Below are 22,089 nucleotides of genomic sequence, written 5' to 3' on the forward strand. Positions count from 1 at the left end.
TTATGGATGATAATTACGCCGCAGATCAGGAATTTACAAACCTGAACTTTAAAAGTGAAAAATTAATTCCAGAGTACGAAAATTGTCATTTTAAAGGCTGCACTTTATCCAATTTAAACTTGGGAGGAATTATATTTTCGGAATGTGAATTTGAAGACTGCGACTTCAGTTCTTCCACATTAAAAGGAACTTCTTTTAGGGACTGCAGCTTCAGAAATTGCAAACTTTTGGGCCTTAGGTTTGAAGAATGCAGTGATTTTTTGCTTTCCTTCAGTTTTGAATCCTGCGACCTTAGTTTTTCATCCTTTTTTCAGCTAAAAATCAAGAAAATCCAGTTTTTGAACAGCAAACTTGAGCAGGTAGAGTTCTCTGGAGCAGATCTTACCGGAGCAAATTTTGCTGGTGCCAATCTTAGCAATGCCAGCTTCAGAAACTCCATTTTAGAAGGTGCCGATTTTCGTAAATCTGACAATATCTCCCTGGATCCTGAACACAACAGGCTGAAAAATGCCAAATTTTCCCTTGAAAACTTACCCGGGCTTTTATCGAAGTATGCCCTAAAGATTTCCTAAAAAGTGGCATTTCTTTTATAAAATATACCTAATGTATTAGCAAGTTAGCAAAGCCTTGCGTAACATTGTCCGCTATATTTTTGGACGAAAACGAAATAGATACCAGCGTGAGCGAAAAAATAAAAATAAAAAAGACAGAAGTGCTATCAAACAGATGGGCTTTGCTAAACGAAATCACCTATAATTACCAGAGAAGGGATGGCTCCTGGGAAGTACAAAACCGGGAAGCCTATGACAGGGGTGACGGCGCCTGCATCCTCCTATATAACAGGTGCACAAAAAAAGTAATTCTCACAAGGCAGTTCCGTTTACCTACATATCTTAACAATAATCCTGGCGGAATGATGATAGAAGCCTGCGCAGGGCTTTTAGATAAAGATTATCCTGAAGCATGCATTATTAAAGAAACGGAAGAGGAAACGGGCTATAGAATCCCTAAAGCAGAAAAAATTTTTGATTCCTACATGTCCCCTGGATCTGTCACAGAGCTTATCCACTTCTTCATTGGCGAATATTCTGAAGATATGAAAGTAAGCGAAGGTGGCGGACTCAAGGAAGAGCAGGAAGATATCGAAGTACTGGAAATAGATTTTGAGGAAGCTTATGCTAAAATAGCAAAAGGGGAAATCAAGGATGGTAAAACCATAATGCTCCTTCAGCATATGAAAATTAATGATTTCATTAATAATACTGTTGAGACAGAGCTAGTGCAGGAACAAGAAAGTTAATCTCTGGTCTTCCTTTAACGAATTCTTAATTAAGTAAACTTAAGTTCTTTTGTATCTTCATCAAAAAAATAGTTAAAGATGACAAAAGGTAAAAAGTTTCTCCTGTATCCGGCAGTTTTTATTGTTGGCACCTATTTTTTATTTCTTGGACTCAACAAGGGACAGGCTTTTTTATCTCCTTTTTTAACAGCTGTAATTCTGGCACTTTTAATGCTTCCTCTCGCGAGGATTATGGAGCGTAAGATAAGCCGCTCTGCAGCATCACTTTTAAGCGCCTTTCTCATCTTTCTGGTTTCAGTAGGTTTTCTGGCTTTAGTTTCTTTTCAGCTCAAAAATTTTGTGGAACAATGGCCGGATATTAAAGAAACCATGGAACCCAAAATTGAGCAGGTTAAGAATTTTGTACTGGAAAATACTCCTTTAAAAGAAGAGCAGCTTAAAACTTCCGGATCAGAATCGGAAAACTCTTCTGAAAGTAGTCTTCCCTTTGTAGGAGGATCAAACCAGGATTCTGGAAAACAGGCCGCAAGTTTTCTCAGCAGCCTCATGGGCGCCATTGGCGATTATCTGCTTACTTTTATTTATATATTCTTTCTCCTTAATTACAGGCACAAATTAAAAATGTTTATTCTTCATTTATTTCCTGGAGAAAAGCGACAAAAAGTGAGAGAAGTAGTCACCAGGTGCATGAAGGTGGCACCACAATATTTAATAGGAAGATTAATGTTAATTGCATTTTTGGCAGTTCTATATTCTGTAGGACTGGGTATTTCCGGGGTTGATAATTTCATCCTGATTAGTATTTTAGCAGCTTTCTTGAGTTTAATTCCATACATTGGCAATATAATAGGTCTCGCCATGGCAATGGCTTTTGGCTATCTTACCTCGGGGGAAACCGGTATTTTAATTGGAGTGATAATTACTTTTAGCATTGCTCAATTCCTGGAAAGTTATGTTTTAGAACCATACGTGGTGGGTGATCGTGTTAATCTACATCCATTTGTAGTCATCCTGGTCGTAGTAATAGGAAATATGGTTTGGGGAATATTGGGAATGGTGCTTGCCATCCCGATTATGGCAATAGTTGCAGTAATTTTACTTCATATTCCGGCTTTAAAGCACTTCGGAATTTTGCTTAGTAAAGAACCTTTCCCAGAGGATAAATAAGTAGTTTCCCCACTACAGAAGAAGCAGTTTTCCTTCTGGATTATGTACCTTGCGCCAAAATTTCTCATCCCTTTTTGGCAAATGGAAAGCAGCAAACAAACAGCAATTAACACTACCTATCTTAGCATTTTGGGTAATGTACTGCTCGCAATTGCCAAGGGGATTACAGGCATATTTGGCAATTCTTACGCTCTTATTGCAGATGCCATAGAATCTACCACAGATGTTTTTGCTTCTGTTTTAGTCCTCTTCGGAATAAAATATTCTACCAAACCAGCAGACGAAAACCATCCCTACGGACATGGAAAGGCAGAGCCGCTAATAACCTTTGCCGTAGTAGGTTTTCTATTAATTTCTGCTACCATTATTGCTTACGAAAGCATAATTAATATACAGACTCCGCATAAAGTTCCTGAAAAATACACATTGATTGTTCTGGGAATTATAGTGATTATTAAAGAACTTTTTTATCGTTTTGTATCTAAAAAAAGTGACGCCACCAACAGCACCTCTTTAAAAGCAGATGCCTGGCACCATCGTAGTGATGCTATTACTTCACTAATGGCTTTTATTGGCATTTCCATTGCTATTTATATGGGTAAGGGTTATGAAAATGCAGATGATTGGGCGGCTTTACTGGCTTCTGGATTTATCGTTTATAATGCATTTTTAATTTTTCGTCCTGCACTTAGCGAAATAATGGACGAACATCTTTACGATGACTTTATTGAAGAAATACGATTGGCTTCAGAAAATGTGGAAGGGGTGATCGCCATTGAGAAGTGTTTTGTGAGAAAAGCCGGCCTATTTTTTCATATAGATCTCCATCTAATTGTGAAAGGTGATATTTCGGTTACTAAAGGCCATGCTATTGCTCATGACCTGAAGAATAAGTTGCAGGAGAAATTTCCTGAAATTTCTGATGTACTAATCCATGTAGAACCGCATCATCAATATCCGGCAAGTCCGCAGTGATTTTTGGACCTTGATTCGTTGTTATAAAATTTCAAAAGATGATCCAGATTATTTTCTGAAGCCACCTTTCAGAAACTATAACAAAATTTAAATTTTTGTTAGGAGCCTCCCGAAAATATGTTTGTTACATAGAAATGATTTAAAAACTAAAAATCATGAAAAAATATATCAGTTTCTTAGTAGTAACTTTCTTTATAATTTGCAGCTTTTCCTGTAGCAATGACGACGATGTAACTGAAGAAGAAACAGCCAGATATGATCTGGTAGTTAATAATGAGACCGAAAGTGAGATTGTAATTTATATAAACAACACTGCAGACACACGCGGATTCGTAAATAACGGAATGATTGATGCCGGCGGGGAAGCAATTGTCATCGATCTTGAAGCTGAAGCCCCTTATCTCTTAAGGGCAGTGAATAGTGGCGAAGATCTCGAAGATTTTTTCTTTGAACTTCCTTTTTCTTATGAAGAATCAGAAGGACCAACTATTATTATTAATTCCCCGCAGCTTTAAGTCACTTTTATTATAACAAGTTCTTCCAGGTTTCTACTGAAAGACTATAGTTTTGTAGCGTTTTAGATTAACCTACACACTTTAACTAGTAAGAGATATGCCTCCTTCTTTTCCAAAACTGAGGTTAAAACTTTATCTATGGTAGTAAATTGTATTAATTTGGCTCAGGAATCATGACATAGCCTATGCTATTTTTATTATATAAACCCGAAGACCGGGAACAGGTAGAAGAGAATATTTTACCACTACTTAAGTTAGAAGAAGTTAAAACTATTACTTATCCTGTAGAGAGTTTATCTCCGGTAGAGGATGATATATTTTGTTGTTATCTCGATAGTGACGATCTTCGGGAATTCCTGCCCCAGGCTGCCAGGAATGACTGGAAAGTAGGGATTCTTCCACACCCGGAAAACACTCATACTGTAAAGGGACTTGGATTAACCAACGTAATGGCGACAGCCATAGAAGAAATTACCGAAACAAGAGAAACACGGCATTTAGACATGTTATTCTGTAATGATGTGCCTGTATTTCAGTCAGTTAACATTGGAAATGTTTTTATTTTTTCAAAAGAGAAAAATTCGAATAATTTCTTTTCTGAAGCTTATTCTTTTATAAAGAACATCCGGAGGCTTTCCTCCCTCTCCCACCAACCTTTCGCAATAACTGCAGGTGATGAAAAAATCATTAATACTTCTGCCCTTGGAATTATTGTCGTAGAGCATCCTTTGAGCTCCGTAGTTGCAAAACGTCTTATTTCTGAAAATGCAATGAATGACGGGTTGTTTAATACACTTGTTCTTAGTCCGCAAAACCTGCTGGAACTTTTGTGGTTTTTATTTCGTAGCCTCATTCCCCTTCAGAAAAAAATAAGTACTCTTCCCTCCTTTATTGGGCATCTGCGAACTGCAGAATTAAAAATTGAAAATCCTGCCCCGGTAGAATTTACTTTGGATGGTAAAAAAGAAGAAGCTAAAAAAATTGTACTGAGACTTGAGCAGGAAGCATTGTGCATTCAACAAGCAAGTATTTATTGCACCACAAAAGATGGCCCTGAACAGAAAAAGAGTTTAAAAACAGAAGGATTACCCACAGGGGAGAAAAGAAAACAGCTAACGAAAAGGACCATTCCAATCCTGCCAAGAGCAACAACTGAAGAATTTCAGGATCTCTTCAAACTTTTACGTGAAAACTCCCAAACTACCTCCCTGTATGTAGTAATGATGATTCTCTCTACCCTTATCGCTACATTTGGATTATTTGCCGATTCTTCACCTGTTATTATAGGGGCAATGATCCTGGCCCCCATTATCTCACCCATTGTTTCTTTCTCTATGGGGATGGTGAGATACGATCCAAACATGCTGAAACAGGGAATAATTACAATTTTAATTGGAACTGGTGTTTCCCTGTTGTTTGCCGCTACAGTAAGTGTAATTATTCCTCTTAGAATCACTACTCCAGAAATCGCTGCCCGTCTCTCCCCTACTCTTTTAGATATGGGAATTGCAGTAGCTTCTGGTATAGCAGCAGCATATGCCCATGCCAAAGAAGGAATTGCCAAAAGCCTGGCTGGAGTAGCTATCGCTGTTGCACTTGTACCACCGTTAGCTGTAGCGGGAATTGGTATTGGCTGGTGGGATTGGGAAGTCTTTTCAGGAGCATTTCTACTTTACCTCACCAACCTTGCAGGAATTATAATGTTTGCCGGAATTACGTTTCTTATACTCGGTTTTGCCCCCTTTAAAAGGGCAAGGATGGGGCTTATTTATACCCTAATTGTAATTGGCGTAGTAATGGTTCCGCTGTCTCTTTCGTTTAACCGAATAAAAAAAGCTGCCAATATAACCCAAAAATTAGAGGGAACAACTGTAAATGAGGTGGTGGTAAGAGATGTGAAAGTAAGATTTTCAGATACGCTACGGGTCTCCTTGACACTGGTAAATTCTGAAACCCTTAAAAGCAGTGAAATAAAAGAAATTAAAGATAAAATTGAAGATGAAATTGGTGAACCAATTAATCTGGAGGTTGTCTCTGCCCGTGGATTTTAACTACCATTTAAAAATTGTATTTTGCATTCTATAATAAAAAAACAGATTCTCCCCTTAAACTGGAAGTAATGCTTAACAAAAGACTATTTACCTGTTAATTTCTTAATAAATTATTGTAATTATCTTCTTTAAATTCTTTAGACCGATCTCGTTTTTATATGTTTGGAAAAATCGAAATAAATTAAAAGAAACCGATTATGCTTAAAATGAAAAAAATTGCTGGCCTTTTGGTAGTTCTTATGCTTATGGGCTCTATGAGCGCTGTTGCGCAAACTCAGCCAATGCCACCACAACAACAGAAAGTGGAAGTAGATGTAGATGACGCAGAACTTGCAAAATTTGCAGAAGCTTATCAGGGTTTAAGAATGGTAAATCAGGAAGCTCAGCAAAAAATGGTGAGCGTTGTAGAAGATGAAGGTTTTGAAATTCAACGTTTTAATGAAATGTACCAGGCTTCAATGAATCCTAATGAAGAATTGGATGTTACTGGTAATGAAAAAGAAAAATATGAAGCTACTGTTCAAAAAATCGAAGGAATGCAAGGTGAGTTTCAGGAAAAAATGGAAGAAGTAATTACTGATCAGGGTTTTACTATGGAAAGATATGAAAAACTGGCCATGGCTTTACAGACCGATCCTGAGATGCAGCAAAGATTGCAGCAAATGCTACAGGGGCAATAATTATCTAAAGTTAATCTTGTTAAAAGCAACCTCCACGGGTTGCTTTTTTTTTGGAAACATCGTGCTAAGCACCTGACAGTGAACTTTACCAAGTTTTTAAAAATTATCTTTTTAAATAAGTGATTTATCGATAATTATATCTATCTTTGACTAAATTTAATTTAAGTTATAATGAATAAAGGAACAGTCAAATTCTTCAACGACACAAAAGGATTTGGATTTATCAAAGAAGAAGGATCAAACAAAGAGTACTTTGTACACGCAAATGGTCTTATCGACGAAATTAGAGAGAATGACGAAGTAACGTTTGATCTCGAAGAAGGAAGAAAAGGATTAAACGCGGTTAATGTTAAACAAGCTTAACCACTAGTTTTAAATACTATATTCTTGGCCTTACATTTTTATGTAAGGCTTTTTTTATGCTCAAATTTGCATTTTATGGTCAATTTAACTTCAGCGTTTTCGGCAACTATCCCATATTACTTATTTTTATAAAACATCGAATATAAAAGCATAATAGAATTGAATAGTATTGGGAAAACATATATATGTATTCTTATTCTCCCTTTCCTATTCGTATCCAGCGCATACAGCCAGAATATGAAACAGAAGGATAGCCTTAAATCTAAGAATAAAATTGTACCAGAGGTTATATGGAGAGAAGCTTATGTGGCTCTTGCCCATTATCCCGAACTTAAAGACACTCCAATAGAATTTAAGTTTAAGAAGAAGATTAAAAAGTCTTTTATGCAGGCACAGCCAAAGTTCGGTGATTTATTAAAGAAAAGAGGCAAACGCTCTTATTATATAATGATTAGTGAACGATTTAATATTGAGGACCAGGAATTTGATGTGACGAATGTACCTTCAGATGTTTTAATTGGCTGGATTGGACATGAGCTCGGGCACATCATGGATTATAAAAACCGCAGCGCAGTAAATATGATATGGTTTGGAACGCGATATATCACTTCCAAACGTTATATACGTGAAGCTGAAAGAGCCGCAGACACGTATGCTGTAAATCACGGAATGGGTGAATACATCATTGCGACCAAAGATTTTATTCTAAACCACGCCGACCTTTCAGAGCATTATAAGAATAGAATTAAAAGCCTCTACCTATCCCAGGAAGAAATTATGGAACTGGTAGAAGAATTGGATTAACCCTGAAGCTGTTTTTTAACAAAGGCTTCCCATTCTGCAAATTTTTCTTCATTCATCACCTTTTCCATTTTTACCTGCCCGCCTTTCTTTTTATTCGCACCACTCCATTCTGGAAATAAATCTGGTGGAATAGTAGTAACCTTAACTCCTTTAAGGGCTTTGGATCTTGCTACCTTGTAATTTTTATTGGCTTCCTGAAGCACTTTGTCTAAAGCATCTGCAAGTTTTTCTTCTTCAATATCAGAATCTGTTCCGAGATACCACGAATGATAGAATTCTCCATCTATTCTTACAGCAGCAATTGTATATTCGGGAATCTTTATATCAAATTTGTCTTCCAGTTCCTTGATGGCATCATTCATTTTATTTACTGAAAGCTGTGATCCAACTACATTCAGGAAAAATTTTGTTCTCCCGGTGATCCTTATTTCATGTTTCTCAACATTGGTAAACTTTACCGTATCTCCAATTATATATCTCCATGCACCAGAAACAGTACTTATAAGCAAAACGTAATCCTGCTCCTCTACAACTTCAGAAAGGGGAACTACAGGCGCTTCGTCTTTTAAAGAACCGTCCTCATTAATAAATTCAGGTTTAAACGGCACAAACTCAAAGTAGATGCCGTTATCGAGGATGAGCTTCATAGAATGAGACTCTGGTCTTTCCTGAATAGCGAGGAAACCTTCAGAAGCAAGATAGGTATCAATTACTTTAAGAGGATGGTCCAGAAGAGCATTAAAACTCTTCTCATAAGGCTCAAAAGCCACTCCGCCAGACGCGTACACCTGCAGGTTTGGCCAAACCTCATGGATATTATCAACTTTATGATGCTCTATAATCTTCTTCATCATTAATTCTGTCCAGGACGGGATTCCGCTAATCGCACCTACATCCCAGTTTCTGGCATTTTCAGCAATTTTCTGTACCCGCTCATCCCATTCGTCAATTTTGGCAATTTCCTTTCCCGGCTTATAATAACCTTCGAACCAGGAAGGGATATTGCTTGCACTAATACCGCTTATTTCACCTTCCATATGGTCACCTTCTTCCTGCAGGTCTGTAGAACTACCAAGCATCATAATATCTTTTTCAAAAAAGTCTGAAGGAAGATCAAAATGACTTAATGCGCTTACCTGTTTGATTCCGGCTTTTCGAATAGCTTCAACCATATCCTCTGTTACAGGAATCCGCTTACTGGACTTCCCGGTTGTACCAGAACTTAAAGCAAAATATGGAGGTTTTCCCGGCCATGTCACATCCTCTTCACCTTCATGCAACTTACTCCACCATTCGCTATTCAGTTTATTATAATCAAAATAAGGAACCTTTTCAGCAAAGTTTTTTTTAATATCATCTGACTTCAAAATACCTTCAAAATCGTACTGTTTTCCAAATGTGGTATCCTTTGCCTTTTTTAGCAACTTTTCAAGTTCCTCATGCTGTGCCTTCCCGGCATCAGGCTCCGAGACCAGAGTATCCCTCAAGTCAATAAGATTTTTAATAATAGAACCTATGATCGCCATATTAGTAGAATTTCGCAAATTAATTTACATGGCCTAAATTATTTAAAACTAAGAAAGGAGCATAACTTCCCCTGTCAATTATCATTACTTTAACTAAAAGTTTCTGGTGTGGGCTATTGCATCAAAAACTGCTTTAAATTGACAGATTAAACAATTGCCAAAATTATTTTTAATTATTAAATTTTACTTTTAAATATTATCTTGCCTCATTAATTTTCCTGCCCGGAAATAAAACAGATCTACATTAACCTAAATATTATGGCCACACCAAATTCCGCCGTTTCTGGAAGATATCCTATGGTATCTTATGAGGAAGCTACTCAAGAAGTAAAAGAAATTTACGACGACACAAAAAAAACACTTCAACTTCCGTTCGTTTTAAACTGGTTTAAATGCCAGGGAGACAATGCTACACTTTTAAAGGGCAACTGGAGCAAGTTGAAAAACACATTAATGGAAGGAGAAGTACCAAACGTCCTTAAGCAGCTTATTATCTACAATGTTTCAAAGAAAAGAGGCTGCCATTATTGTTCCCATGCACATGGTATCTTTGCAGATAGTATGAGTTCCATGATTTCGGAAGACGAAAATTTTAAAGCTACAGAAAATATTGATTCCCCCACAATGCCGTTAAGTTACCGTACGGCAGTAAATGTAGTCACCAAAGCTGCCCTTAACCACGACCAGATTTCTGATGCAGATTTTGAAGAGTTGGAAAATGCAGGTTTTTCAAAGAAGGAAATCCAGGAACTAATGGCACAGGCAGACCTTGTAAATATGCTAAATACCATAGCAGACGTTTCGGGAATAAAGATCGATAATGAATTACTGGAGACCATAGAATAATTTCTAAAAATGGCTTCCATTAGTAAGGATTCTTCACAGCACTACCGCATCACCTATGAGGCTTATTCTAAATTTGCCAATGGAATAAATCGCTGCGGAACGCTTCAGGAGGTGGTGGAAGATACCAAAAGGCATTTAAAATATCTGCTTAATTTTCACCTTATTAAAATGGTTTTTGAACAGGATGATCATTTTTTGTTTTTCTCTTTATGTAAAAATGAAATGATTTATTCCCTTGCGGAAGAGGATTCGCTCCTACATTATGAAAGAGAACTTTTTAAAAGTGGTATCCCATTAAAAACTTCAGAAATTCCGTTCCAACTTTTCGACGGAAGGTTTTCTACTAATGAACTTATAAAACCGGAATTGTGGGCGTGGTCTTTTCAGAAAAATGAAAGAAAAGCGCTGGTTTCTCTTATTTCTGATGAAAACAAGCCTTTTTCTTATGCCGATGTTGAAATTTTAAAATTGGTAACCGATTGTCTGGAAGCAAAGTTTCAGGAGATATTTCTTAAAAACCAGCTGGCCAATAAAAATAAATCTCTTTCTGAAGCTTACGACACAATAAAAAAACAGCACACCCAAATTAAGGAAATAGTAGAAAATCAGAAACAAACCATTGAGGAGCGCACCAGGGAAATACGGGAGAAGAACCAAAAATTACTTCACATCTCTGCATTAAACGCACACAACGTTAGAGAACCCCTCTCCCGGATACAGGGTATAACGCAGCTTCTTGAAGTTTTTGATGATGAAACCTGCCGGAAGGAATTATTTCCTAAATTAGCCACTTCTGTAGAAGAAATGGACCTTGTTTTAAAAGAAGTAATAGAAATGGCTTCTCAGGAACTGGTTAAGTTAAAAGCTGAAAATACATGAGCCCCATATATCTCATAGACGATCAACCTATTGCAAATTTTATTACAAGAAAGTTACTTGAAATTGAAGGCCATAAGGAGAATATACAGGATTTCACCAATCCTCTCGATGCTTTTAAAACAGTAGAACAGGAAAAGGATAATGCATTAATTTTTCTCGATTTGAATATGCCGGAAATGACGGGCTGGGAATTTCTTGAAGAAATGCGGCAGAAAAGTATTGAACACAGAGTTATTATACTTACCTCAAGCACCAGTGAATTGGACCACCAAAAGGCACTTGACTATCCATGTGTTCTCGAATATGTGGTAAAACCTCTCAATAAACAAAAATTCGGGCTGCTCTCCTCCTATTTGAAGAGAGGCTCCTAAAATGGCAATTATTGATCTCTACTGATTAACATCAGAAAATGGAAGTGAAACCTGACCATAAAGCGCTTATTGAATTAGCACATGCAAAAATGTATTTTGGAAAATACAAGGATTACTTCCTCTCTGATATTCCAGAATACTATATGGTCTGGTACAAACAAAAAGGCTTTCCCGAAGGTAAACTTGGTGCGCAAATGCAACAGGTATACGAACTTAAGGTAAATGGTATGGAAGGTATCCTTCGAAAAATAAGGAAAAATTACCCTAAATAGTTATCTTTTTCCGGTGCTTTATTTTCTTAATATACTCTAAATATTAGCTTCTGATATTGTCCTGTTTTTCTATTCTTATTTGTAATTTAGCGCCCTGAATTAAAGACGCAACAAACACACAAAACATGGCCGAAACCAAGTATATTTTTGTTACCGGCGGCGTATCTTCTTCCCTGGGGAAGGGGATAATTGCAGCATCTCTGGCAAAACTTTTACAGGCTCGTGGCTTTAAAACCACAATTCAGAAATTAGATCCTTATATAAATGTAGATCCGGGAACATTAAATCCTTACGAACACGGCGAATGTTATGTGACTGAAGATGGTGCCGAAACAGATCTTGATCTTGGGCATTATGAGCGTTTTTTAAATGTAAATACTTCCCAGGCCAACAACGTAACCACTGGAAGGATCTACCAAAGTGTAATTGAAAAAGAGCGCCGTGGCGAATTCCTTGGAAAAACAGTACAGGTAGTACCGCATATTACCAATGAAATTAAAGAGCGCATTCAAATCCTTGGTAAAAACGGTGATTTTGACATTGTGATTACTGAAATTGGAGGAACTGTAGGTGATATTGAATCCCTGCCATACATTGAGGCGGTACGACAACTTAAATGGGAACTTGGGGACGATAATGCCCTGGTGATACATCTTACTCTTGTACCATATCTTTCTGCTGCGGGTGAACTAAAAACCAAACCCACTCAACACAGCGTTAAAACCTTAATGGAAAGCGGAATAAAAGCAGATATCCTCGTATGCCGTACAGAGCATGAACTTTCTGATGATATAAGGCGAAAATTGGCAATTTTCTGCAATGTTCGTCAGGAGGCAGTTATTCAGTCAATTGATGCAGATACGATATATGACGTTCCCAATATGATGTTGAAGGAAGGTCTTGATACTGTGACGCTAAAGAAGCTTTCCCTGCCCGATGATAAAACTCCAAATCTTGACAGATGGAATGAGTTTCTGAAAAGGCACAAAAATCCAAAAGCAGAAGTAAGAATTGGTCTTATAGGAAAATATGTAGAACTTCAGGATTCTTATAAATCTATATTAGAATCTTTTATTCATGCAGGTGCCGAAAATGAGGTGATGGTGAAAATTGAAAGTATTCATTCAGAATTTATTAATGAAAATACGATTCAGCATAAAATATCACACCTGGATGGCATTCTTGTAGCACCAGGTTTTGGCGAAAGGGGAATTGAAGGTAAAATTGATGCTGTACGGTTTGCACGCGAAAATAATTTACCATTTCTGGGAATCTGCCTGGGAATGCAAATGGCAGTTATTGAATTTGCAAGAAATGTCCTTCAATTAAAAAATGCCAATTCTACAGAGATGGATGCTAAAACCAAACATCCTGTTATTGATATTATGGAAGAACAAAAAAACGTTACCCATAAAGGTGGCACGATGAGGCTGGGAGCATGGGATTGTAAACTGACAGAAGGTTCTGTAATACATAAAGTTTACGGGAAAACTCAGATCAAAGAAAGACACCGGCATCGCTACGAATATAACAACAAATATAAGGAACAACTGGAAAAAGCCGGAATGGCTGCCACAGGAATTAACCCTGACACCGGATTAGTAGAAGTAATAGAACTTACTGAGCATCCATGGTTTGTAGGGGTGCAATACCATCCGGAATACAAGAGTACAGTGGCCAGCCCGCATCCTTTATTTGTAGGATTTATAAACGCAGCCCACAATTATTCAAAAAAGAAAAACGCCAAGTTGGCATAAATTTAAGAAACGGCCATCTTTTTGAATGATGGATCGCTATAGCATTAAGCATGGAAGAAAAGAAAATAGACGTCCAATCTATAATAGGATTTTTACTTATTGGTGCAATCCTATTGTGGATGTTGTACAACAATTCTACAGAAGAAACAGCACTAGAAGAAGAACAGGAAACTGAGCAGGTTGAGACAACAGAGAATCAGCAGACGGGGAATATTGCCACTACTGAAGATGATTTGTCGGCTACAGGCCAGGATTCTACAGCTTTAGCAGAAGCTCAACGAAGACTGGGTGCTTTTGGATATTCAGCTACTTTAGAATCAGCTTCTGAAAATTCCACTACTATTTCAAATGATGTACTCGAACTGGTTGTGGATAATAAAGGTGGTTATATTTCTGAAGCACGGCTTAAAAATTACAAAACATTTGATTCCATTCCTGTATATCTTATAAAAGATGGAAATGCCTCCTTCAATATAAATTTTTCCACTACAGATGGTCGTACGCTGGATACCCAGAATCTCTTTTTTGAACCTGAAGTAAGCCAGAATGGTGATAACCAGGTACTTTCGATGAAATTAAAAGTGTCTGAGGATGAGTTTCTTGAGTATCGTTATGTCTTGAAGCCCGGAGAATACATGATGGATTTCAGTATTCGTTCCCAGGGACTTGATGATGTTTTTAACAGCTCCCAGGAGGCTCTAAACTTGGATTGGAAATTAAAAGGATACCGTCATGCAAAAAGTATTTCTTACGAAAGCAGATATACCGATCTTATTTATGAGTATGCAGGTGATAAAGATGATTACCTGGGTGGTGGAGATGTAGAGACAGATGAGGAAGAAGATATTAGCTATGTTGCTTTTAAGCAGCATTTCTTTTCTTCAATCCTTTTAACAGATGATCCTTTTGCAAGAGGAAGCTTTAGAACAGAAAACCTGGTTGAAGATGAAGAAATAGACACCGTTTACACAAGGCAATTTGCTGCCAGTCTTCCATTGCAACTTAATGGTGGGGAGTTAAACTATAATATGAACTGGTATTATGGTCCTACAGATTATAAAATCTTAAATGATTACGATCGTAATTTAGATGAAATCGTCCCACTTGGTTGGGGGATTTTTGGTTGGATCAACCAATACATATTTATTCCATTTTTTGCTTTCTTAAGCAGTTTCCTTCCCAGCTACGGGATTGCGATTATTGTAATGACAATTGTCGTGAGGATTGTTCTTTCACCAGTTACGTACAAATCTTATTTATCACAGGCAAAAATGAAAGTTTTACGTCCTGAGATTAACGAAATTAATGAGAAGTACAAGGACAATGCAATGAAGAAGCAGCAGGAAACTATGAAGCTGTACAGTAAAGCAGGAGCCAGCCCTATGAGCGGATGTCTGCCGGCTTTAATGCAGATTCCGGTATTTTATGCCCTATTCCAATTCTTCCCAAGCGCTTTCCAGTTACGTCAAAAAGGATTTTTATGGGCAGATGACCTCTCCAGTTATGATGTTATTGCCGAACTACCGTTCAATATTCCATTTTACGGGGATCACGTGAGTTTATTCCCAATTCTGGCATCTATTGCAATTTTCATCTATATGATGATGACTACCGGCCAGACTATGCAGGCAAATCAGCAACCGGGAATGCCAAATATGAAGTTCATCATGTACCTTTCGCCTTTACTGATGCTTTTCTTCTTTAATAATTATGCCAGCGGACTTTCACTCTACTATTTCACGTCTAACCTTATTACCATCGGAATTATGCTGGTTATTAAGCATGCGATTATAGATGAAGACAAAATTCACGCTAAAATTCAGGAAAATAAGAAGAAGCCTAAAAAACAAAACAGGTTTTCCAGAAAGATGCAGGAAATGATGGAGCAAGCTGAAGAACAGCAGAAAAAAGGAAAAAGATAAAATAAAAAAGCCCGAACATTCCGGGCTTTTTCAATAGGACCATAAAACTACTTTAGTCAAAATAAGATTCCTGCAGTTGGTAATTTGTCCGGAAACAAATCTATAGGAACAGTTTCTTTGTTTAACATATTTATTGGTCTGTTTAGATTATAAACCTTACAGTGTTCAGGAATTCAGAATACTAATAACAAAATGCGCTACATTTAAAATAAAAACTTTCTTTCTAAGTTTTGATTAGAGAACCTAATTTTTGAAATGCAAAAATCGATATATATTTTGTTCTTCTTTCTCGTGGGATTTCAATTGTTTTCCCAAGAAGAAATAAATCAGCTGGATTCGGAATCCAGGCGACATGGCAAATGGGCTGTAAATTTCGAAGGTACTTCACAACTTAAATTTGAAGGAATTTTTAAACATGGTAAAGAAATCGGCAAATTCCGTTTTTATAAAAAAGGTTTCGATGCACATCCTTCGGCTATTCTCCACTTTAAAGAAGGCGTCGATTCTGTAATGGCTACTTATTACACTCAAAAAGGTGAGCCTATAAGCACCGGCACGATAGTTGAACAAAAAAGGGAAGGGAAATGGATATATTTTCACCAGGCTTCGCAGGATACCATGATGATTGAGAATTACAAAAATGATCAGTTACATGGGCTTCAGAAAACATATTTTAAAAATGGAGAGCTGGCCGAGCAATCCCTGTATCAGGATGATAAGAAGGATGGAGAAAGTTTTGTTTATTCCGAAGAGGGTACACTTCTGCAACATTTAAATTTTGAGAAGGGCGAGTTAAACGGGCCGGTAACTTACTATAATATCAAAGGTGAGAAAATAATTGAAGGTCAATATGTTCAGGATCAAAAGGAAGGAACCTGGAAATATTATGAGAATAAAAAGTTAACAGAAGAAAAAGAATTTTAGCTCTCTTAAAATTCCGATATATTTACATTTAAACAAAAAACTTACTTGTTATGAAAAAAATATTTTTATTATTTATGTCCATCGCAGTTTTATCTTCATGTAGTAATGATGATGATAGCAGTGGAAATTCTGAGAACAATATTTTAGGCACCTGGGGATTAGTTGAAATTAACAACGCGGGGGATTTTCTTATTCCCGTAAATGAATGCACATCCCAGTCTCAAATAACTTTTAACAGTGATGGCACGGCCATTTCTGAATATTACATGAACACCGACGGCGAATGCACAGTAGATAGCGAAGAAGGCAACTGGAGCGGTGGTGGAAATAATGATAAATATATATTCAGAATTCCTATTCTAGGATCACAACCTGGCAGAGTAGATTTTAATGATGATTATTCGCGATTTACTTTTTATCCTGACGCCCTGATGACTCAGAATACACATATTATCTTTGAAAAGAAGTAAAAAATTATTCTTTAAACTGAAAAGGGTGGCTTTTGTCACCCTTTTTTATTTCGTAATTTTGCGATCTCTTTTCCGACTTTTAATACGAATTATAGCATACAAGAATGAAAAAGGTAGTTGTTGGTTTATCCGGAGGTGTGGATTCCAGTGTTTCAGCGTATTTGCTGCAACAACAGGGATACGAGGTGATTGGGCTGTTTATGAAGAACTGGCATGATGATTCGGTGACAATTTCAGATGAATGTCCGTGGCTGGACGATAGCAACGATGCAATGCTGGTGGCAGAAAAATTAGGAATTCCTTTTCAAACGGTGGATTTAAGTGAGCAGTACAAAGAGCGTATTGTAGATTATATGTTCAATGAATATGAACGCGGAAGAACGCCAAATCCAGACGTTCTCTGCAACCGTGAGATCAAATTTGATGTTTTCATGAAAATTGCGCTTTCTCTGGGTGCAGATTATGTCGCGACCGGTCATTATTGTAGAAAAGGAGAAATTCAGAAAAACGGAGAAACGATATATCAATTATTGGCAGGGAAAGATGCCAGTAAAGATCAGTCTTACTTTTTATGCCAGTTAACTCAGGAACAATTGGCAAAAAGCCTCTTCCCTATTGGGGAATTGCAAAAATCCGAAGTCCGCAAGATTGCAAAAGAGCAAAACCTGGTTACGGCAGATAAAAAAGACTCCCAGGGACTTTGTTTTATCGGAAAAGTAAGACTTCCGGACTTTCTTCAGCAAAAATTGCAGCCAAAAGAGGGAACTATTGTAGAAATTGATGCCGCAAAAGAACTGTATTCTGAAGAAAAAGCAGACTATAGGTCGAAAATTGAAGAATTAGAGCACCTGTCTAAAAAGTATAAATACGCTTCAACAGACGGTAAAGTGGTGGGAAAACACCAGGGGGCGCATTATTTCACCAAAGGACAACGCAAAGGTCTGGCTGTAGGTGGCACTCCCGAACCACTTTTTATTATTGATACAGATGTGAAGGAGAATGTCATCTACACCGGACAGGGGAAAAACCATCCCGGCATCTACAGAAAAGCCCTATTTGTTAATAATGAAGAAGTGCATTGGGTACGGAAAGATCTTGCTCTGGGAGAGAATGAGGAATTACATGTGAAAGCGCGAATCCGTTACCGGCAGCCACTTCAAAATGCTACACTTCATCAAACCGGCAACGGACTGTATGTTGTTTTTGAAGAAAATCAGGCTTCTATTACAGAAGGACAGTTTGTTGCCTGGTACGACGGAGAGGAATTATTAGGATCTGGCGTTATTTCTTAGTTTTGCTAAGTAGTAGCTATTTAAACTGAAGAAAATGCCTAACAACAGGATCACGGAACTTTTCAATATTAAATATCCGCTAATCCAGGCAGGAATGGTTTGGGCAAGTGGCTGGAAACTTGCCTCGGCAGTGAGCAACGCAGACGGACTAGGAATTATTGGCGCCGGCTCTATGTATCCTGAGGTCTTACAGGAGCATATTCAGAAATGTAAGGCTGCTACCAAAAAACCTTTTGCGGTGAATGTGCCTCTCCTCTACCCCAACGTAGAGGAAATAATGGAGATCATCGTAAAGGAAGGTGTACCAATTGTGTTTACATCTGCTGGAAATCCTAAGATCTGGACCAAACATTTGCAGGAGCAGGGAATAAAGGTAGTACACGTAGTGAGCAGCTTGAAATTCGCTTTAAAATCTGAAGAAGCCGGAGTGGATGCCGTTGTTGCTGAAGGTTTTGAAGCCGGTGGGCATAATGGCCGTGACGAATCCACTACATTTACATTAATCCCAATAGTAAAAGAAAAACTGCAAATTCCGCTTATTGCTGCGGGAGGGATTGCTACCGGCCGCGGAATGCTGGCTGCTATGGTTCTGGGCGCTGAAGGTGTACAGATTGGAAGCAGGTTTGTTGCCTCTCCCGAAGCCTCTTCCCATCCTGATTTTAAAGAAATGGTGATAAAAGCTCAGGAAGGTGACACCAAGCTTACTTTAAAAGAATTAGCACCTGTAAGACTGCTGAAAAACCCGTTTTATAGTCAAATAGAAGAGCTGTATAAGAAGAATCCTGGCAAAGACGATTTACTTAAATTATTGGGCCGTGGCCGTGCAAAGAAAGGAATGTTTGAAGGTGATCTTGAAGAAGGAGAACTCGAAATTGGGCAAATTTCAGGCCTGATCCACGAAATAAAACCGGCTGCCGCTATTGTAAGGGAAATAATTGAAGAATTTGAACAAGCTCAAAAAGAAGCTTCCCGTCATTCCTTTTCTTAAACCCTCCCTACTATTTTTCTAAAAATTTTCATTTTATACTATTCAGCGTAAGCTTTGTATTGTTCCAGCTGCTGCTTTACGTACTCCCGCCATTTTAATTCCTCCTCCTCTATCTGGCTATGGACACTTTCAGCATCAAAATCGCTCTGCATCTTCCGCCTTTCGTTTTCAAACTTTCTATATATTGCTGTAAGTTCCTTCTCAACATTTTTTCCGTCTTTATATTCCGCCAGGGCTTTTCGCAATTTACGTGCATGTAATTCGGAAATATCAAAATGCAGTTGCTCGTGAGCCAGAATATAATCCTTTTTCCGAATATCTTCTTTTTTCCACGATTGGTCGGGATAAAAGTTTGCCTTAACTTCATAATCTACTAAAGCCACTTTATTACCAGTTTCACTTAAACTCCAGGAAATGGACATTCCGGAATTCGTACTGGCCTTATAATCTTTAGACGGAGAAGGTTTTCCTCTAAAATCATTCCACGTAAGCGGTCTGTTTTTATCCCACTGGATCTTTTCCTTTTCAGTTTGCGCAAAAACAAAAGAGGAATAAAAAAGAAGGAAAGTAAGAAGAAGGGATTTCATCTATTTATAGCGGAAAGAAATATTCTTTTCCATATCCGGATGAAGGCTGTTCAATACAGGACAGGTTCTGGCGGTGTTCTCCAGAATCTTTTTCTCCTTATCTGAGAAATTTGATTGAAACTCTACTACCACATCTATTTTTGATATCCTGCGAGGTTCTGCAGCCATGGTTTTAGTAACCGAAGCATTTGTACCGGTCAAATCTACCTGCATTTCTTCAGCTTTTATTCCCATTACGGTAAGCATACAGGATGCTAAAGCGGTAGCAACAGTATCTGTGGGTGAGAATGCTTGGCCTTTCCCGTGGTTATCAACCGGTGCATCTGTAATAATTACTGAACCACTTTTAAGATGTTCTGCTTCAGTTCTTAATCCGCCTTTATAAATTACTTTAGAAGTCATTTTCTACACTTAAACTTAAATCCTCATTCACTCTCATAATATAAACTGCATCATTCTGAAAACCTCCACCGGAAAGGGGCATATAATGAAATTTATTTTCGTAATACTCTGTATAACCCTTATACCTATTGAAAGAGTCATAAAGATCTTTGGCACTGGCCAGTCTTAGTAAAACATCCAGAGTAAGATCGTATCCTCTTACTGCATATTGATTGGGCACCAGACCATACTTTTCTACATACTCTTCTATAAATTCCCTGGAATCTTCCTGATTATGCTCTTTATCTACAGAAGGGTAATGAAAATTAAGCCTGGCCAAATGTGTATTCGAAACATTATCATTATCGTAGTTGCTACCTTTTTTTGTTGTAAAAAGTTTGATGTTCTTATCTCTTGCAAGCCTGTTAAGCCCCGAAGTTACACTGCTTAATATCCCAACATCATCTGATTCCAAAATCACCCAGTTTTCACGGTTTGCCGCAAGGGCCTGGTTCATTGCACTTTCAGAAACATAACCATTCCCCGGATTTATAAATTTTGCTTCGGGAAGAGCATTACTGAGTTTGCTTTTTACCTGATAAGACTTGCCATCGGCAATTACCACAATATTTTTGTTATTGGCATTCTGCTGAAGATAATCTACCATTACATCGGCCAGCATTTCATCTGTTGGACGGGACTGGAATAAATTAGAGTATGGCTGCATTTGTTTATTGGAAAGCGGACTTATCACTGGAATATTTTCTCTTGACAGTTTTGCAGCAGCAGCCTCTGTGGTAGTCTGCAAAAGCGGCCCAATAACAGCATCTACATTATTAAAGTTATTTGTGTTTATAATATTGTTCACTTCCTGGGCATCCCGTTGTGAATCATATTTAGTATCGAACACCCGGAGATTTGTAGAAATTCCAAGTTCTTTTGCTTCTTCCACCGCCATTAGAACTCCGCTGTAGAAATCCAAAGAAATTCGTAAAACCCTGTCATTTAAAATCGCATTTTTATAAGCATCTGTAGAATCAGTCTCGATCTTATCCAAATTATAAGGAAGCATTACGACAAGCTCCTTAGTACTAAAATTGCTTAATGAACTTCTAAGATTTACATTGGTTTCCTCAGCATCTTCAAAATTTTCAAAATCAAAATCGCCTTCCCCAGATTCGGGATCTGCAGGAATTTTAAGAACCATTCCGGACTTTACACCATCTTTTAATGCAGGGTTTAGCGCAATAAGAGAATCGCGGTCTATTCCAAATTTTCGGGTTAAACGGAAGAAATTCTCCTGTGGCTGAACTTCGTAAAATTCAAAGGTATCATCAGTAATAATTACCGGCTCATTTTCAAGAACATTCGTTCCCACTTTAAGCATTATTCCCGGCTGCAGCACATCTACAGTGGGATTCATTTCTTCAAGTTCCTGAACGGTAAGGCCATATTTACGGGCAATGCCGTACTTTGTCTCCTTCGGGATTACCACATGCTCCCGCGTATTTCTGGTCTCCTGTGGATCTATACCTGAATTTTGCTGTTGCTGAGGTGCAGAAATTGCTGCCGGTGCCGGTGCAGTTGTTGTTTGCCCTTCAGAAATATTCGGAATTCTTATCTCTTCCCCCGTCTGAAGTTCTTCGGAATATAAGTGCTTATTATAACGCTTAATTTGATCAATCTCTACATTATACTGCTGAGACAATCCGTAAAGTGTTTCCTTTTTGGCAACTTTATGCGTTCTGAAACTAACCTCCGTATTCTGAGAAGACTCCGTATTAGAAGCATTTACCGGAATAACAAGTTTGGCTGAAACAGAAATCCCCTCCTGAGCATCAGGATTATATTTAAAGATATCCTCTTTGGAAATATTATAAGATCTCGCTATACTGTTTACAGTCTCCCCTGAAGTTACAGTATGATATTTAAACTGTTGTGCTACAGCTTCAGTAGTAAAAACCTGAAACAGTAAAAATAACGCAAAAAGGTACTTCATTTTATTTTCTTTAATTGTCC

At 37.8% G+C, this 22,089-nt stretch carries 23 protein-coding genes; 19 read left to right on the top strand and 4 right to left on the bottom strand.

Annotated elements, in window-relative coordinates; genetic code table 11:
- Window positions 1–2: 2 nt before the first annotated feature.
- The 9 genes from RM549_RS01270 to RM549_RS01310 all read left to right on the top strand — a co-directional run bounded on the left by RM549_RS01270 (window position 3) and on the right by RM549_RS01310 (window position 7,855).
- Window positions 3–572, top strand: coding sequence for a pentapeptide repeat-containing protein (locus tag RM549_RS01270; RefSeq protein ID WP_311679888.1), 570 nt, complete (start codon window positions 3–5; stop codon window positions 570–572).
- Between the two features lie 65 nt (window positions 573–637).
- The gene (locus tag RM549_RS01275) at window positions 638–1,300 is read left to right on the top strand and encodes an NUDIX domain-containing protein (RefSeq protein WP_311679890.1); all 663 of its coding nucleotides are present in this window, start codon (window positions 638–640) and stop codon (window positions 1,298–1,300) included.
- A gap of 78 nt (window positions 1,301–1,378) precedes the next feature.
- Window positions 1,379–2,467, top strand: a complete 1,089-nt coding sequence (locus tag RM549_RS01280) for an AI-2E family transporter (protein WP_311679892.1) — start codon at window positions 1,379–1,381, stop codon at window positions 2,465–2,467.
- Window positions 2,468–2,548: 81 nt separating this feature from the next.
- A complete protein-coding gene (locus RM549_RS01285) occupies window positions 2,549–3,442 on the top strand; it encodes a cation diffusion facilitator family transporter (RefSeq protein WP_311679894.1) in 894 nt (297 codons plus the stop codon).
- Between the two features lie 155 nt (window positions 3,443–3,597).
- Window positions 3,598–3,957, top strand: a complete 360-nt coding sequence (locus RM549_RS01290) for a hypothetical protein (RefSeq protein ID WP_311679896.1) — start codon at window positions 3,598–3,600, stop codon at window positions 3,955–3,957.
- A gap of 185 nt (window positions 3,958–4,142) precedes the next feature.
- The gene (locus RM549_RS01295; RefSeq protein ID WP_311679898.1) at window positions 4,143–6,008 is read left to right on the top strand and encodes a TIGR00341 family protein; all 1,866 of its coding nucleotides are present in this window, start codon (window positions 4,143–4,145) and stop codon (window positions 6,006–6,008) included.
- 206 nt (window positions 6,009–6,214) lie between these two features.
- Window positions 6,215–6,688 carry a DUF4168 domain-containing protein gene (locus RM549_RS01300; RefSeq protein ID WP_311679900.1) on the top strand — a complete coding sequence of 158 codons (474 nt, stop codon included), beginning with the start codon at window positions 6,215–6,217 and terminating at the stop codon, window positions 6,686–6,688.
- Between the two features lie 171 nt (window positions 6,689–6,859).
- Window positions 6,860–7,051 (top strand): cold-shock protein, encoded by a 192-nt coding sequence (locus RM549_RS01305; protein ID WP_311484924.1) that lies wholly within the window; start codon window positions 6,860–6,862, stop codon window positions 7,049–7,051.
- 237 nt (window positions 7,052–7,288) lie between these two features.
- The gene (locus RM549_RS01310) at window positions 7,289–7,855 is read left to right on the top strand and encodes a hypothetical protein (RefSeq protein ID WP_311679902.1); all 567 of its coding nucleotides are present in this window, start codon (window positions 7,289–7,291) and stop codon (window positions 7,853–7,855) included.
- On the opposite strand, the gene RM549_RS01315 is transcribed toward RM549_RS01310, so the two are convergent.
- Entirely contained in the window at window positions 7,852–9,381 is a 1,530-nt protein-coding gene (locus tag RM549_RS01315) for a GH3 family acyl-acid amido synthetase (RefSeq protein ID WP_311679904.1), read from the bottom strand. The two genes, RM549_RS01310 and RM549_RS01315, sit on opposite strands and share 4 nt — an antisense overlap.
- Window positions 9,382–9,639: 258 nt before the next feature.
- On the opposite strand from RM549_RS01315, the gene RM549_RS01320 reads away from it, so the two are divergent.
- The 10 genes from RM549_RS01320 (at window position 9,640) to RM549_RS01365 (ending at window position 19,102) form a co-directional block, all read left to right on the top strand.
- Window positions 9,640–10,227, top strand: a complete 588-nt coding sequence (locus tag RM549_RS01320) for a carboxymuconolactone decarboxylase family protein (RefSeq protein ID WP_311679906.1) — start codon at window positions 9,640–9,642, stop codon at window positions 10,225–10,227.
- Between the two features lie 9 nt (window positions 10,228–10,236).
- Window positions 10,237–11,106: a phytochrome family protein gene (locus tag RM549_RS01325; RefSeq protein WP_311679908.1), complete on the top strand. Its 870-nt coding sequence runs from the start codon at window positions 10,237–10,239 to the stop codon at window positions 11,104–11,106.
- Window positions 11,103–11,477: a response regulator gene (locus RM549_RS01330; RefSeq protein ID WP_311679910.1), complete on the top strand. Its 375-nt coding sequence runs from the start codon at window positions 11,103–11,105 to the stop codon at window positions 11,475–11,477. Before RM549_RS01325 ends, RM549_RS01330 begins: the two co-directional genes overlap by 4 nt.
- A 38-nt stretch (window positions 11,478–11,515) precedes the next feature.
- Window positions 11,516–11,749: a DUF3820 family protein gene (locus RM549_RS01335; RefSeq protein ID WP_311679912.1), complete on the top strand. Its 234-nt coding sequence runs from the start codon at window positions 11,516–11,518 to the stop codon at window positions 11,747–11,749.
- Window positions 11,750–11,874: 125 nt separating this feature from the next.
- Window positions 11,875–13,506: a CTP synthase gene (gene pyrG / locus RM549_RS01340; protein WP_311679914.1), complete on the top strand. Its 1,632-nt coding sequence runs from the start codon at window positions 11,875–11,877 to the stop codon at window positions 13,504–13,506.
- A gap of 50 nt (window positions 13,507–13,556) precedes the next feature.
- Entirely contained in the window at window positions 13,557–15,428 is a 1,872-nt protein-coding gene (gene yidC / locus RM549_RS01345; RefSeq protein WP_311679915.1) for a membrane protein insertase YidC, read from the top strand.
- A 255-nt stretch (window positions 15,429–15,683) separates the two neighbouring features.
- Window positions 15,684–16,352 (top strand): toxin-antitoxin system YwqK family antitoxin, encoded by a 669-nt coding sequence (locus tag RM549_RS01350; RefSeq protein WP_311679917.1) that lies wholly within the window; start codon window positions 15,684–15,686, stop codon window positions 16,350–16,352.
- A gap of 50 nt (window positions 16,353–16,402) precedes the next feature.
- Window positions 16,403–16,822, top strand: coding sequence for a lipocalin-like domain-containing protein (locus RM549_RS01355; RefSeq protein WP_311679919.1), 420 nt, complete (start codon window positions 16,403–16,405; stop codon window positions 16,820–16,822).
- 104 nt (window positions 16,823–16,926) lie between these two features.
- Window positions 16,927–18,114 carry a tRNA 2-thiouridine(34) synthase MnmA gene (gene mnmA, locus RM549_RS01360; RefSeq protein ID WP_311679921.1) on the top strand — a complete coding sequence of 396 codons (1,188 nt, stop codon included), beginning with the start codon at window positions 16,927–16,929 and terminating at the stop codon, window positions 18,112–18,114.
- Window positions 18,115–18,148: 34 nt separating this feature from the next.
- The gene (locus tag RM549_RS01365) at window positions 18,149–19,102 is read left to right on the top strand and encodes an NAD(P)H-dependent flavin oxidoreductase (RefSeq protein WP_311679923.1); all 954 of its coding nucleotides are present in this window, start codon (window positions 18,149–18,151) and stop codon (window positions 19,100–19,102) included.
- A gap of 38 nt (window positions 19,103–19,140) precedes the next feature.
- Here the strand turns inward: RM549_RS01365 and RM549_RS01370 are convergent, their stop codons facing one another.
- Genes RM549_RS01370 through RM549_RS01380 form a run of 3 tightly spaced genes read right to left on the bottom strand, consistent with a single transcriptional unit; the run spans window position 19,141 to window position 22,069 of the window.
- On the bottom strand, window positions 19,141–19,689 hold the full coding sequence (locus tag RM549_RS01370; protein ID WP_311679925.1) for a DUF922 domain-containing protein: 549 nt from the start codon (window positions 19,687–19,689) through the stop codon (window positions 19,141–19,143).
- Window positions 19,690–20,091 (bottom strand): OsmC family protein, encoded by a 402-nt coding sequence (locus tag RM549_RS01375; protein ID WP_311679927.1) that lies wholly within the window; start codon window positions 20,089–20,091, stop codon window positions 19,690–19,692. It lies immediately after the preceding gene.
- Entirely contained in the window at window positions 20,081–22,069 is a 1,989-nt protein-coding gene (locus RM549_RS01380) for an amino acid ABC transporter substrate-binding protein (RefSeq protein WP_311679929.1), read from the bottom strand. Before RM549_RS01380 ends, RM549_RS01375 begins: the two co-directional genes overlap by 11 nt.
- Window positions 22,070–22,089 lie beyond the last annotated feature (20 nt).

It is taken from the genome of Autumnicola patrickiae, assembly GCF_031846525.1.
In the GTDB taxonomy this organism is placed as follows: domain Bacteria; phylum Bacteroidota; class Bacteroidia; order Flavobacteriales; family Flavobacteriaceae; genus Autumnicola; species Autumnicola patrickiae.

Coding starts and splice junctions, on each gene's coding strand:
- yidC (WP_311679915.1), top strand. CDS start 13,557: ATGGAAGAAAAGAAAATAGACGTCCAATCTATAATAGGATTTTTACTT.
- RM549_RS01380 (WP_311679929.1), bottom strand. CDS start 22,069: ATGAAGTACCTTTTTGCGTTATTTTTACTGTTTCAGGTTTTTACTACT.
- RM549_RS01315 (WP_311679904.1), bottom strand. CDS start 9,381: ATGGCGATCATAGGTTCTATTATTAAAAATCTTATTGACTTGAGGGAT.
- mnmA (WP_311679921.1), top strand. CDS start 16,927: ATGAAAAAGGTAGTTGTTGGTTTATCCGGAGGTGTGGATTCCAGTGTT.
- RM549_RS01300 (WP_311679900.1), top strand. CDS start 6,215: ATGAAAAAAATTGCTGGCCTTTTGGTAGTTCTTATGCTTATGGGCTCT.
- RM549_RS01280 (WP_311679892.1), top strand. CDS start 1,379: ATGACAAAAGGTAAAAAGTTTCTCCTGTATCCGGCAGTTTTTATTGTT.
- pyrG (WP_311679914.1), top strand. CDS start 11,875: ATGGCCGAAACCAAGTATATTTTTGTTACCGGCGGCGTATCTTCTTCC.
- RM549_RS01325 (WP_311679908.1), top strand. CDS start 10,237: ATGGCTTCCATTAGTAAGGATTCTTCACAGCACTACCGCATCACCTAT.
- RM549_RS01370 (WP_311679925.1), bottom strand. CDS start 19,689: ATGAAATCCCTTCTTCTTACTTTCCTTCTTTTTTATTCCTCTTTTGTT.
- RM549_RS01350 (WP_311679917.1), top strand. CDS start 15,684: ATGCAAAAATCGATATATATTTTGTTCTTCTTTCTCGTGGGATTTCAA.
- RM549_RS01270 (WP_311679888.1), top strand. CDS start 3: ATGGATGATAATTACGCCGCAGATCAGGAATTTACAAACCTGAACTTT.
- RM549_RS01310 (WP_311679902.1), top strand. CDS start 7,289: ATGAAACAGAAGGATAGCCTTAAATCTAAGAATAAAATTGTACCAGAG.
- RM549_RS01335 (WP_311679912.1), top strand. CDS start 11,516: ATGGAAGTGAAACCTGACCATAAAGCGCTTATTGAATTAGCACATGCA.
- RM549_RS01330 (WP_311679910.1), top strand. CDS start 11,103: ATGAGCCCCATATATCTCATAGACGATCAACCTATTGCAAATTTTATT.
- RM549_RS01295 (WP_311679898.1), top strand. CDS start 4,143: ATGCTATTTTTATTATATAAACCCGAAGACCGGGAACAGGTAGAAGAG.
- RM549_RS01290 (WP_311679896.1), top strand. CDS start 3,598: ATGAAAAAATATATCAGTTTCTTAGTAGTAACTTTCTTTATAATTTGC.
- RM549_RS01305 (WP_311484924.1), top strand. CDS start 6,860: ATGAATAAAGGAACAGTCAAATTCTTCAACGACACAAAAGGATTTGGA.
- RM549_RS01365 (WP_311679923.1), top strand. CDS start 18,149: ATGCCTAACAACAGGATCACGGAACTTTTCAATATTAAATATCCGCTA.
- RM549_RS01355 (WP_311679919.1), top strand. CDS start 16,403: ATGAAAAAAATATTTTTATTATTTATGTCCATCGCAGTTTTATCTTCA.
- RM549_RS01375 (WP_311679927.1), bottom strand. CDS start 20,091: ATGACTTCTAAAGTAATTTATAAAGGCGGATTAAGAACTGAAGCAGAA.
- RM549_RS01285 (WP_311679894.1), top strand. CDS start 2,549: ATGGAAAGCAGCAAACAAACAGCAATTAACACTACCTATCTTAGCATT.
- RM549_RS01320 (WP_311679906.1), top strand. CDS start 9,640: ATGGCCACACCAAATTCCGCCGTTTCTGGAAGATATCCTATGGTATCT.